This is a genomic window from Sulfuricurvum sp. (assembly GCF_023250475.1).
GTDB lineage: Bacteria > Campylobacterota > Campylobacteria > Campylobacterales > Sulfurimonadaceae > Sulfuricurvum.
This window is the reverse complement of the sequence record NZ_JAHFAQ010000064.1, coordinates 1-12501: the sequence shown is the minus strand read 5'-3', so window position 1 is coordinate 12501 and position 12501 is coordinate 1. Positions and strand designations below refer to the sequence as shown.

The following is a 12501-nucleotide window of genomic DNA, read 5'->3' as shown; positions in this document are numbered from 1 at the left end:
AGTTTCGGCAAATTATCACCGAATGCGGCGTCGTACCATTCAGAAATGGTTACCGGCTTGCCCGGATGACGTTTGGACTCCCACATTTTTTTGATATTGAGACTTCCGTCCGGATCAATATAATCGGTACAAAGCTGGAACCAGAACTCATTCTCTTCCCATACTTCACCCAGACCTGCTTTAATATGTGCTTCAAGCGTTGCACGGGCAGGATTTTTAGCTTTCCAGCCCGATTTTTCCAATGCTACGCGCAATACCGGCTGACGGAACGTCGTCCATCGAGCCGGAAGCGTCGCTTCGGAGTGTTGGTCATGTCTCTCACCCGCAAGCCCCACAGGGAGAACATAGTCCATGTACCAGTTGGTCTCAGACCATACCGGAGAGAGATTGAATGTCAGTTCCATGATCTCTTCGTTTTTAAGCACTTCAATCCAACGGAATCCGTCCGGATTGATCCATACCGGATTGTACATACGAGGAGCATACACCGATAATTTTTTCGGTACTTGCAATCCACGGTCATTCCATTTTTTCTGCCACTCTGTATCGCTCAAAAGATGCGGTAATAAAAACGACATTTCGTAGGTCGACAATGGCCATTCAGGCGGCCATGTCAACTCATTCCATGCTTTAACCGCAGGAACATCTTTACCCGATTTACCTTGACCGACGGTAGAGCTTCCCCCTTTACCGCCCACGGCGATATCATGCCAGTGGTACCAGCCGGTTCCACCGACATTCCCGATAGCTCCGCGCAAACCGGTAACAAAAAATACCGATTTACCGGCCATCCAGCCACCGCGGTTCCCCGCAGCCGTTGCGCGCCAAACGTACGTAGAGATCGCATCTTCCGCCCAAATAAACATCTCATAAAGTTTCTCGAGTTTATATGCAGGGATATGGGTCTCCTGTTCAGCATACTCAAGGGTATACGGCGCATACATCTCTTTGAGAAGTTCTAAATAACTCTCGAAATCGCGCCCCGCCGGAACTTTAGAAATATAGGTTTTCTCAACCATGTAATTGAGATAATCGCTGTCATTCATCAACGTTTCCCAGTTGAACCAACGTTTCACAAATGCTTTATTGACCAAATTGTCATTTAAAATACGACTTGCCAAATAGAGGTAAATGACCGATTCAGTTCCCGGCCACGGCGCCAACCAAAGATCGGCAATCCCCGCAGAGTTCGAAAGGCGAGGGTCCATAACGACCATTTTCGCACCCTTTTTGCGAGCATCGGCAATATACGCCGCGGCTTGAGCAAAATAGTGTCCCGCATCTGCCGCATGCGAAGAATTCAGAAAAATAAGTTTTGCATTCGCCCAGTCGGGACTGGTACGGTCATCATTGATGAAATGGATCGACGGGGTACGCCCGTTTGCCGAACAAATATTCGTATGGGAGTTGTATGAATCTAGACCCAAACTTTCCCAAATTTTTGGAACGAAACCGTTTTCATTCGGGCGACCGACATGGTACATCACCGATTTTTTAGAGAGCTCATCACCGATACGGATGGTGTCTCCCATTTTTTTACCGATGGTGGTCATCGCTTCATCCCAGGTAGTACGGATCCATTTACCCTCTCCGCGTTTTGAACCCGGTGCACGTTTGAGCGGGAACGGGATACGATCGGGATCGTACATTTGCGATTGAACCGCATACCCTTTCGCACAGTTACGGCCGCGTGAACCCGGATGGAGAGGATTCCCCATGTATTTACGCACCGTCAATGTTTTCTTGTCCACCCACGCCGTCAATCCGCATGAGGCTTCACAGTTCGAACAAGCCGTCGGAATAACCATAAAATCGTGAACTAAAATACCGTCAGGATTCTCTTCGCTTCGTACGCCGTGACGATCGATCCCGCCCCGTTTCCAATCGGTTCCGTCAAGCTCTTGGAAATTATCCCATTGGTCAAGCGGAGGATAGAATGATAACGTGTCAGGGGTATTGGTAAATTTACTCGCTTTCACTGACTCAGCGGCAGCATCGGTTGAAAAGACACCCTTTGCTATCGCGGCACCGGCTACGGTGAGCGCGGTCCCTTTTAAAAATGTTCTTCTACTTTCTAAATACATCATAATCTACCTCTTAGCTCATATTTAACAATTGTGGAATAACGAGCCAAACATGTTTGCTCACCCACAAACCGACTAATGCCGATACGGCTGCGATTTTTAACAAATAATACGATTTGTTCTTCAAGCTCAAGCATACCAATGCCATCGGAGCCAAGAATGCCATGACCTGTCCGATCCAAAACATTGCGGTGTATTCTCCGCCTTTAACGAACGCTAATGTTGCGGCTACCTCTTCGGCTTTCATTCCGCCGAAAATATACTCGGACATATACAAAGTGAAGGCTGCCGCCGCACTGAAGCCTAAGATAAGGGCTAAATCTTTTTTGATCGCGTCGGAAAATTTGTTTCCGCCGAGCAAAATCATCGTTGCCGATCCGGCTAACAATGCCGCCAAGATCATTTGAGCCGATTCGGTCGGCATTTGCCACAACTCACGCGCCGTTGCTTCCGCCATTAACCCAGCGGTGTACAATGTAACCGGAATCGCCAACAATGTTGCCCATCCCAAATATTTGTCGTACATCGCTTCGTCTTTTTTCATATAGATCGCATACGCCATCGCCAAAAGAATGCCGACAAAACCTGTTGCCATCCATGCACCGATCGTAATTGCCGATGTCAAATGCGGGTAAAAGAAAATATGCCAGAAACGGAAGATTTGATGCAAATCAATGACCGTAAAGAACAAGAAAAGGTGAATAAAGACAATCGAAATCACCACAGACGGGAAACGGATAAAACCGGTTTGTTCCGGATATTTTTTCAACAAGAAAAAAGTGAGAAAAATAATACCGGTTCCGATACTTTTCGCCCACATGTTCATCGTAATAATCCAACCCCAGAATACGCTAGGAAGAGCAACGTCAAGGACTACGATCGCGTTGGTTGCCGCAAGTGTTTCGTGTACCATCAGTGGTGTCCTCCTAAGTGAATGTGGGTCAGATTATTAAAGAGGTTATGTCCCTCTCCGCGGAACGATGCCAACGGATTGAGTTGTACATTGCCGCCACCGACATAGAAATGGTGCGGATCAGTCCCTTTTTCCGGTTTGCGTACTTGGACATCCCCTTGATGCTGCTGAATGTATTTGCTGATATTCGAGGTCGGATCATCCAAATCACCGAAAATATTGGCCTCAACAGGACACGCTACCACACAGGAAGGCATCATTGAACTGGCAATACGGTGAGCACAATAGGTACATTTGTCCGCAGTCTGCGTTTGCGGATCAATGTAGATCGCTCCGTATGGACAGGCCATAACACACCCGGCACATCCGATACAACGTTCTTTGTCGATATTGACAATACCATTTTCAAGATAATGCAACGCACTAACCGGACAGATGCGCTCACACGGCGCGTTGGCACAATGATTACAACGAAGCGGCGTAAAGGTTCGCTTCGTTTCCGGGAAGGTTCCCACATCGACATATTTAACACGTAGACGCCATGTAGAAAGAGGAACCTCATTTTCCACTTTACACGCGATCTCACAGCCCTTGCACCCCATGCAGAGGTGAAGGTCTACCAAGAAACCTAACTGCATATATTCTCCTTGATTCCTGATTCACGTTAAGAAATTTATATCATAAGAGATATGAATAATCTTTATTTGATGCCGTGATTACAGGCATTTAACGGCATTACTGCTAGGTTGATGTTAGCTAAATTAGCTTTAACCGAAACTAAAAACAAACACCGTTTTGCTATAACTTTTTGATATGTAACCGTTTGAAAGTTTTTCCCCGACAAAAAAGGGAAAAGGGTAAAGAGGGATTTGTTAAGAGTCTAATCGACAGCGAACAGAAGCTTCGTGAGCACCAAGACCTTCGGTATGAGCGATAAGGGCACACGCTTCACCGATCTCATTGATCGCTTGACGTGAAAAAGAGATGATGGAGGATTTTTTCATAAAGTTCTCAACCCCAAGCGGTGAATAAAACTTCGCCGTCCCGCCGGTCGGGAGAGTATGATTCGGACCCGCCACATAATCTCCGATCGCTTCAGGGGTATAGTGGCCCAAGAAAATTGCTCCGGCGTGTTTGATCGACGGAAGGAGAGCAAAAGGGTTATCGGTGGCTACTTCAAGATGTTCCGGGGCGATCTCGTTCATCAGACGTACCGCTTCTTCCATTGATTCAGTCACGATAATAGCGGCACGTTCTTCAATCGATTTACGGGCAATTTCCTCGCGCGGAAGCTTTTTCAGCCAAATTTCGATTTCGACCGCACACGCATCTGCAAACTTTTGAGACGGTGTAATCAAAATAGAACTCGCCATTTCATCGTGTTCCGCTTGAGAGAGCAAATCAATCGCAATATGCACCGGATTAGCCGAATCATCCGCCAAAACCCCAATCTCACTCGGTCCCGCAATCATGTCGATGTTCACTTCCCCGAATACCATTTTTTTAGCCGTCGCAACAAAAATATTTCCGGGACCCGTGATGACATCGACTTTCGGGATTGTGTGTGTACCGTATGCCATTGCGGCTATTGCGCTGGCACCCCCTACTTTGAACACTTCACTAACGCCGCACAGGTGACATGCCGCCAATAAAAGTTCGTTCGGCTCATTATCGGGGGTCGGTGTAGTAACGACGATATGTTCTACCCCGGCCACTTGCGCAGGGATCACATTCATCAAGAGTGAACTCGGATAGGCCGCTTTTCCCCCGGGGATATAAAGACCGGCACGATCTACCGGTGTCACTTTTTGTCCCAAAATCGTCCCGTTTGCCTCGGTATCAAACCAACTTCTCGGAAGCTGTTTTTCATGATAGGCACGAATACGGTCGTACGCCAAATGGAGGGATGCTTTTAGTGTCGAATCGAGTGCATCGTACGCCCGTTTCATATCCTCCGTATCAATGCGAAGCGCGGCTCCTGATGCGGGAGTCCATCGGTCAAATTTTGAAATATGACGAAGCAATGCGGCATCGTCTTCAGAACGAATTTCGTCAATTAGCCCTTTGACAATAGAGGATACGTGCTCCATATCCATTTTACCGCGCCCTAAAAGTTCGTTAAAAACCGATTGAAAATTGGATTCATTGGTGTGTATGAGGGTCATATTTTATCCTTTTACTTTTGCGTCGCACTTTTTTTATACTCTTGCTTGACAATATCGAGCGCTTTTAAAAAATCATCACTCTCTATCGCACCCATAATCGGTTCAAACATCGGAGATTTATCCTTGATAAACCATGTTGCGGGAGTCCCTTGCGTCATCAGAGACGGAGGAACCGTCCCCTCGTCCACCACTCCCTCATATGCAATAAAATCACGGTTTAACACCGCTACGACTTTCGGTGTTTTAAGGGTCTTTTGTTTTATAACGTCACACCAGCGGCAGCCGTTCTTCGTCACCAATACCATTAACGGCTTGTGCTCTTTGGCAGCTCGCTCAACGGCGGCAGCAATATCTTTCTCCCACTTTACATCCGCTCCAAAAAGTGAAAAAGAGAACACTAAAACTGTAAAAATGATTTTCTTCATGTTATTTAACCTTTTTGAGTATCTCTCTGGCAATATCCGACATCTCTTTGTCACTGACATCAATAACAATGTCCGCCACTTTTTTGTAAAGTGCTGCGCGCTCATTATAGAGGTTCTGTGCTTTTTCAATATCCTGGAATAAAGGGCGTTTACGGAGTTTTTTTTCAGCATCCGGATGGGCAAGAATACGGTTATAGATCGTCTCGAACGGGGCAGACAAATAGACTACGGTTCCGATTTTAGGGAGATTGGGAACTTTAAAAAAACCGCCTCCGGTAGAGATAAGCGTTCCTCTGACCTTTTTTTGGAGCCAAAGAGCTACTTTGCGCTCCAATACGCGGAAATACTCTTCCCCCTCTTGGGCAAAAATCTTTTTAATAGAGCGGTTTTCCATACTTTCGATAATGTCATCCGTGTCCAATGCAACCAGATTAGACTGCTTGATTATCTCACGCGCTACCGAACCTTTACCGACGCCCATAAAACCGATCAGGATAATATTTTTCATAAATTCTCTGCTGTTAGATTATAATGGCGCAATCATATCATGCGTTAACTTAGGAGTGTGTCTTGACTCACCTTTATAACCTCTATAACCAAGAGGAACCTAATGAAAACTCAGAAATTTTTTCAACCCTCTTTCAAAACGACTTTGTCCGGGTCGAATCGATCCGTTCGTGGTTGAAAGCTCCGGGAGAATTGTACGATCAGGAGCAAGATGAATGGGTAATGCTCCTAAAGGGCAAAGCGGAACTTGAAATCAATAACCGTATCCTAAAGCTTAAAAGCGGAGATTATTGCTTTATCCCAAAGCATACCCTCCATCGAGTCCTTTCAACCTCTAAAGATACCCTTTGGCTGGGAGTATTCAGCTCTTAAACTCATTGATTCGTGCAGAGAGCGATTGTGCTACCTGCATAAGTTGTTTGGAATCACTCTCAATTTGTTCAACACTTTTTTGATTCGATTCTGAAACCATATTGATTTCTGAAATCTTCTCAATAATCCACTCAATGTGTCCGACGACTTCAACCGAATCGTTATAGGAGCGTTGTGCAACCGCAACGGATCGTTCCATTTCAGACGAAGTCGCAGAAATTTTCTCCTCAACCTCATTCGAAATGAGGGTCAATTCGTTCATGTTTTTAGCGTTTTCACCCATTTTGTCACTGACATCATTGATCGATTGTACAATCGTACCGACGCTGATTTCGATTTCACTCAAACTCTTCTGAGTCCGTTCGGCAAGCTTGCGCACTTCATCCGCAACAACCGCAAATCCTCGTCCGTGTTCGCCGGCTCGCGCCGCTTCGATAGCCGCATTGAGCGCCAAAAGATTGGTTTGATCGGCAATGTCTTTGATAACCCCCAAAACATTTTTGACCTGATCCGCATCGTTACGCAAAGCAACGAGCTGAGAAGACATCTCATGTTCCGTTTCGATGTACCCCTCGACCTCTTCTACTAATTTGGACAAGGCATCTTTTGCGGTCAATAACTCACCGTTAGCATTGGCTACATTGCGCTGTGTCTGTTCCGATACGGCAATAGCGCCGGATAAAATATCTTTGATCGAGTGGCTTTTTTCGGTAGTCGCTTCGACAATATGCCGCTCCTGATCTACTCCGTCCGAAATTGTTCGAGTTGCTTCGGTAATGGTTGCCGCAATCATCGAATTTTGTTTTCCGAGATCTTTCACTTCATTGACCGTCTCTTGCACCATCGCAACAAAATTATTGACGGCCAATGCCGCATCTGAAAATTCGTCTTTTTTGGACGCATCAAGACGTTTTGTCAAATCTTTATCCCCGCTCACCAAAGCACCGATACGGTGACGAAGCCCCTCAAGCGGTGTTAATACCTCTTTTCCGAAGAAAATATTGAGAACCGAAACAAAGATAATAACGACGACACTCAAAGCAATCAATAATATAGTCTGTGTTTTACTGATTTCAGCATCATTCTTTTCCAATGAAATGATCAGATCCATTACTCCGATTGCTTGACCTACTTGGACATTGGTATGACAGGCGATACAACGCTCTTCTGCGACAAGAGGCTGTAACAACCGAATGGTATGAGAACCGTTCGTATTTTCAATGACCTGAGGCTTTTTGCTTTTGAATACCGCTTGAACCATCGGCTCGTCGCTAAACTTCTCATCCAATCCGAACAGGTCGATCACTTGCTGTGATTTTTGCACCTTTAACTTTTCAATACCGTCAATTTCTTGAGCGTGCTTGATCGCTTCATTCACGACGGCAGGGTCACCGGCGAGCATACTCCCCGATAGGGTTTGAAAAATAGATTCGCTTAACATATTTAAAGAGCGTTTAGCCGTCTCATTGGAAAAATCATGAAAAGTTGTTGTCAAATACCAGTAAATAGTCCCTAATCCTAAAAAACTGAAAAGTAATGTTGTGAAAATAATTTTAGATTTAACCGTATTGAACATGAGCGACCTTTAAAATGATTTCTTAAACAATTTTGTAGCGATTATTGTACCGTATATCAGTTCAATGTATATCGTATTATTGGGATTTATATTTAATGTGTGACAGAAAGACCATGATTTAGACGTTTCTACGCGTATATTGATAATAGATATTTTGATCTAAGTTCAGAAACTGTATCAGAAGAACTATGCGATTTTAAAATAAGATTCTTATTGGTTTTCAGCTCATCTTTGATATTAGAAATAATTTCTAATGCAGAACCTTTATTTTGTTTATTTAAAGAGTCTGACAAAGTATCTAAATTGTTTTTGAGTTCAGTTTGTTGTTGACTTAATTTTGTACTTCTTCTTTTCGTATTATTCGATTCCAGCAATTTAGTCGCTTCTTCCAATAATGATTGAGCAGTTTTAAAATCACCTTTATCAATTGCTTTTTTCATTGTATCCATGAATGTATTTAATTGATCTTTATCTTGTTGATATGAATTGGTAGCAACATTGGTGTTTGTATTATTGTATGAATAATTAATTGCTCTCATGATTTCTCCTTTATTCTCAAATATAATAAGCAAATCATATTCCACGACTAAACTATACCTCACACAAAGCTCCGGAAATAGAGCTAAAACAAAAAATATTACTGTACCACATAGCGATCACCTTTGCGCGGCAAACTGACGATTCCCTGTGCGGTTTCCATTTTAATCGGTAAATTCATCGGTCTGCGCATCGAAATCGGGTCCACCTTACTGACGCTAAAATGAAGATGCGGTCCGCTGCTGTATCCCGTATTTCCTGAGTAACCAATGAGATCCCCCTTGGCTACTTTCTGCCCTATCGCTGCGACATTTCCACCTTGTTTCAAATGGTAATAATTGCCCATTGTTCCGTCACTGTGTTCAATAATCACATAATTTGCGTATTGTCGAAACTCAGCGCTGGCACCGCCGACGTTGCTGGAGCCTTCCGAACCGACAACCACTCCTTCCCGCGCTGCATAAACCGGTGTACCGACCGGTACCGGGAAATCAATCGCATACGCCGATAACCCTTTATGGGTTGACTCTCCGTTATATCCTTGAGAAACGTATACTTCGTATCCTTTGAAGAAAGGAAGTTTATAAAGATAACTGTCTTGATGGACAGCAAATGCCGATCCCCTGACCCATCCGTAGGATGAACGGTAATTTACCCCTTGTACGGATGAAATACGGGAGAGTTCCAACACTCTCTTTTTGCTTCGGGCGGGTATTTCGATAAAAAGAGGAACATTGGTAGATGGCTTTAGATTCGTAAGCGACTCAAAATCGATATTGAGGGTAACCGTGTACGGATTTAGATTTTCAGCTTCAAATTCATACCCCCCTATTCCGTTAGACTCGGCGCTTAGGATGACACTGTTACGTGAACCTATTTGGGCTATTTTTTTGATACTGGAAACTTCGGAACGTTTTAAAATCCGCAAATGTTCTTCATAGGCTTGTTCTTGCTCAAGGGCGAATTGGATACTTTTTTGCTCCAATTCCTGTTCATTGCATAACGCTTCAACACTTTTGATTGAATGGTTCGGATAATTTTTTTGGTAAAAGGCAATCACTTCGGACCGGATTCGAGGATGATGCAGCGGGTCTAACGGGATGGAAACCAACTCTTCAAAACTCTTTTTATCCCTCTGAGCCATAGCCGTATCCAATGATTTTCGGTACAAAACATCAATCGACTCTTTGGTTCTTGAGAGTTCTCGAAGCTCTTTGAGATACGCTTTTAAAATCTCTTTATCCACCTCTTTGGATCCGGTGAGTTCCCGACCAACGCTCAGTGTTGTTTCAACCCCGCTTAAAAAATTTCTCAATGTATTTTGGTTCGGTTCCATAACCGATTTCTGACTCAACTTTTCAATCGCTATCGCACTCTTTTGAAGCGGTTCGGCGAGGGTATCGAATATCAGCGGAGACGGAGCGGCGAAAAGGATCCCAAACACACTTCCGAGCAATATACCGATGCGCATCAATACCGACTCCACTTTTTTTAATTCTAACATTATTCCTCTAAGGCTATAATATCGTCTATTTTAACAGTGGGGTGAAGTAATGTCCGTAAACATTTTAAGCGTGATGAAACCGGGAGTGATTTTCGGTGATGATGTACAAAAACTTTTTGAAATCGCGAAGCAAGAGGGATTTGCACTCCCTGCGGTCAATGTTGTCAACACCGATTCTATTAACGGTGTCCTCGAAGCGGCTAAAGTGGTTAATTCTCCCGTTATCATCCAATTTTCCAACGGCGGTGCAAGTTATTACGCAGGAAAAGGTCTCAGTAACGACAATGAAAAAGCGGCCATCGCGGGTGCCATTGCAGGAGCGATGCACGTTCATATGATGGCGGAAATGTATGGTATTCCCGTAATACTCCATACCGACCATGCCGCGCGCCATCTTCTTCCATGGATCGATGCTCTCCTTGATGCGGGTGAAAAACATTACGCTCAATACGGAAAGCCTCTCTTTAGCTCCCACATGCTCGATCTCTCCGAAGAATCTCTCGAAGAAAACGTCGCAACCTGCGTAGAGTACATGAAACGTATGGATAAAATCGGAATGACCTTGGAGATCGAACTCGGGGTTACCGGTGGGGAAGAAGACGGTGTCGACAATACCAATATCGATAACGCCCTCCTCTATTCTCAACCGGAAGATGTCGCCTATGCGTATGAAAAACTCAGTGCCGTGAGTAACCGATTCACGATTGCCGCATCATTCGGCAACGTCCACGGTGTTTATAAACCGGGGAATGTCGTCCTCACTCCGATCATCCTCCACAACTCCCAAAAATATATCCAAGAGAAATTCTCTACCGCATCGGACAAGCCGATTAATTTCGTTTTCCACGGCGGCTCAGGGTCTACTCACGAAGAGATCCGCGAAGCGATCAGTTATGGCGTTATCAAAATGAACATCGATACCGATACCCAGTGGGCGACATGGGAAGGGGTCAAAGATTATTATGAAAAATATAAAGATTACCTCCAAGGGCAAATCGGAAACCCTGAGGGCGAAGACAAACCGAATAAAAAATATTACGATCCTCGAAAATGGCTTCGTGACGGACAAAAAACACTCATTAATCGGGTAAAAACAGCTTTTGACGATTTGAATGCCCTCAATCGAAATTAATCATTAATGATATCTACCCAAAGGGGAAAGCCCCTTTGGATATGTCGACTATTTAGGATAGGTAATTTTTGCTTTTTCGTGGAGCGTTGCCATTTTTTTCTCCATTATCTCTTTAAATTTATCCATTTTCAACCGCTGTTCTATAAAACTTTTCACCGTATCAAAGCCTAATTTTTTTGACGGTTTTTTACTTTCGAGATAGATCACGTGATATCCGAATTGACTTTGTACCGGAACGGATGAAATCGTCCCCTCTCTCATACCAAACACAGCATCATTAAATGGCGGAACCATCTGTCCGCGAGGAAAATATCCAAGATCTCCTCCCCTGGCGGCACTCGGCCCGATGGAATACAACTTCGCTTGAGTCATAAACTCATTTTTCAATTTCTCTCCGCTGAGTGTTTTCATACCGGCGATAATTGCTTGGGCTTGCCCTTTATGTCTTACTAAAATATGACGAGCGTGCACTTTTTCTTTCTCTATAAACTCATTTGGATTCGCATCAAAATAGGCTTTGACCTCTTTGGCATCCACTTTTATCGCGTTAAATTGTTCTTGTTCCCACACTTTTGCCGCAAGTTGTACCTTCAGCCGATTGACAACCGCTTCAAGCTCTTGTTTGTACTCTTTGGATTCAAGCACACCCATTTTTTGGGCATCATCATAAACCAGATTCTGAGCTATCATCCCCTCAATAATCCGCTGACGCAATTCATTTTGTTTATCCGCCGGAAGAGAGTCAAAACGTCCCTGTGTCCCTTCCATCAATACTGTATTCACTTCGTTTGAGGTGATTTCATCCCCGTTCACTGTTGCTAAAACAGCCGCAGATACGGAGGTCGTACTCAACAATAAGCTGTACATCCAAGCGGCATAATAACGCTTCATTGTTTTCCTTTAGTTTTTGACCCAGATTTATTCGGAAGGATACTCACCGAGCACGTCATCCCCGCACTCAGATTCATCCCTTTGGGAACCTCATCGATATGGATACGAACCGGAATCCTCTGAGCGAGACGAACCCATGTAAAGATCTGGTTGACATTGGCCAAAAGGCGCCCATCTGTTGTATTGTCGCGATCCGCAATCCCTTTGGCAATACTTTCAACATGCCCTTTCACAACATATTTGGTCCCAAGCATTTTCATCTCGGCCTTGTCGCCGATATGGATAAGAGAGAGTTTATGCTCCTCAAAATAGCCGTACACCCAGAACGATCCTCTGGTGATAAGGGCAAGGCGCTTTTCGCCGGCTTGAACATAATCCCCTTTTCGAAGAAGGAG

Annotated in this window: 13 protein-coding genes; 2 read left to right on the top strand and 11 right to left on the bottom strand. The window is 44.4% G+C overall.

Annotation, left to right across the window (positions count from 1 at the left end; genetic code table 11):
• From Q0C19_RS07295 to Q0C19_RS07270, 6 genes are all read right to left on the bottom strand, one after another.
• Nucleotides 1-2084 (bottom strand): molybdopterin-dependent oxidoreductase (locus tag Q0C19_RS07295; RefSeq protein WP_295054547.1); only part of this gene is annotated, 2084 nt, incomplete at its 3' end.
• A 13-nt stretch (nucleotides 2085-2097) separates the two neighbouring features.
• Nucleotides 2098-2997, bottom strand: coding sequence for an NrfD/PsrC family molybdoenzyme membrane anchor subunit (gene nrfD / locus Q0C19_RS07290; protein ID WP_295054544.1), 900 nt, complete (start codon nucleotides 2995-2997; stop codon nucleotides 2098-2100).
• Nucleotides 2997-3635 carry a 4Fe-4S dicluster domain-containing protein gene (locus Q0C19_RS07285; protein WP_295054542.1) on the bottom strand — a complete coding sequence of 213 codons (639 nt, stop codon included), beginning with the start codon at nucleotides 3633-3635 and terminating at the stop codon, nucleotides 2997-2999. The genes nrfD and Q0C19_RS07285 overlap by 1 nt, the downstream gene beginning before the upstream one ends.
• Before the next feature lie 234 nt (nucleotides 3636-3869).
• Nucleotides 3870-5162 carry a histidinol dehydrogenase gene (gene hisD, locus Q0C19_RS07280; protein ID WP_295054539.1) on the bottom strand — a complete coding sequence of 431 codons (1293 nt, stop codon included), beginning with the start codon at nucleotides 5160-5162 and terminating at the stop codon, nucleotides 3870-3872.
• Between the two features lie 11 nt (nucleotides 5163-5173).
• The gene (locus tag Q0C19_RS07275) at nucleotides 5174-5587 is read right to left on the bottom strand and encodes a thioredoxin family protein (protein WP_295054536.1); all 414 of its coding nucleotides are present in this window, start codon (nucleotides 5585-5587) and stop codon (nucleotides 5174-5176) included.
• A gap of 1 nt (nucleotide 5588) precedes the next feature.
• Nucleotides 5589-6095 (bottom strand): shikimate kinase, encoded by a 507-nt coding sequence (locus Q0C19_RS07270; RefSeq protein ID WP_295054534.1) that lies wholly within the window; start codon nucleotides 6093-6095, stop codon nucleotides 5589-5591.
• Between the two features lie 62 nt (nucleotides 6096-6157).
• Between Q0C19_RS07270 and Q0C19_RS07265 the strand changes: the two genes are divergently transcribed.
• The gene (locus Q0C19_RS07265) at nucleotides 6158-6466 is read left to right on the top strand and encodes a cupin domain-containing protein (protein ID WP_295054531.1); all 309 of its coding nucleotides are present in this window, start codon (nucleotides 6158-6160) and stop codon (nucleotides 6464-6466) included.
• On the opposite strand, the gene Q0C19_RS07260 is transcribed toward Q0C19_RS07265, so the two are convergent.
• The 3 genes from Q0C19_RS07260 to Q0C19_RS07250 form a co-directional block, all read right to left on the bottom strand.
• Entirely contained in the window at nucleotides 6456-8042 is a 1587-nt protein-coding gene (locus tag Q0C19_RS07260; RefSeq protein ID WP_295054529.1) for a methyl-accepting chemotaxis protein, read from the bottom strand. The two genes, Q0C19_RS07265 and Q0C19_RS07260, sit on opposite strands and share 11 nt — an antisense overlap.
• A gap of 128 nt (nucleotides 8043-8170) precedes the next feature.
• Nucleotides 8171-8581 (bottom strand): hypothetical protein, encoded by a 411-nt coding sequence (locus tag Q0C19_RS07255; RefSeq protein WP_295054527.1) that lies wholly within the window; start codon nucleotides 8579-8581, stop codon nucleotides 8171-8173.
• A 98-nt stretch (nucleotides 8582-8679) separates the two neighbouring features.
• Nucleotides 8680-10083 carry a M23 family metallopeptidase gene (locus tag Q0C19_RS07250; protein ID WP_295054524.1) on the bottom strand — a complete coding sequence of 468 codons (1404 nt, stop codon included), beginning with the start codon at nucleotides 10081-10083 and terminating at the stop codon, nucleotides 8680-8682.
• A 49-nt stretch (nucleotides 10084-10132) separates the two neighbouring features.
• Here Q0C19_RS07250 and fbaA point away from each other — a divergent pair, with 49 nt between their 5' ends.
• Nucleotides 10133-11215, top strand: coding sequence for a class II fructose-bisphosphate aldolase (gene fbaA / locus Q0C19_RS07245; RefSeq protein WP_295054521.1), 1083 nt, complete (start codon nucleotides 10133-10135; stop codon nucleotides 11213-11215).
• Between the two features lie 48 nt (nucleotides 11216-11263).
• Here fbaA and Q0C19_RS07240 read toward each other — a convergent pair whose 3' ends face one another.
• Together Q0C19_RS07240 and Q0C19_RS07235 are read right to left on the bottom strand one after the other, a co-directional pair.
• The gene (locus tag Q0C19_RS07240; protein WP_295054518.1) at nucleotides 11264-12106 is read right to left on the bottom strand and encodes a peptidylprolyl isomerase; all 843 of its coding nucleotides are present in this window, start codon (nucleotides 12104-12106) and stop codon (nucleotides 11264-11266) included.
• Nucleotides 12103-12501, bottom strand: a 399-nt coding sequence (locus Q0C19_RS07235) for an HlyD family efflux transporter periplasmic adaptor subunit (RefSeq protein ID WP_295054515.1), incomplete at its 5' end; no start/stop codon positions are given. The genes Q0C19_RS07235 and Q0C19_RS07240, both read right to left, overlap by 4 nt.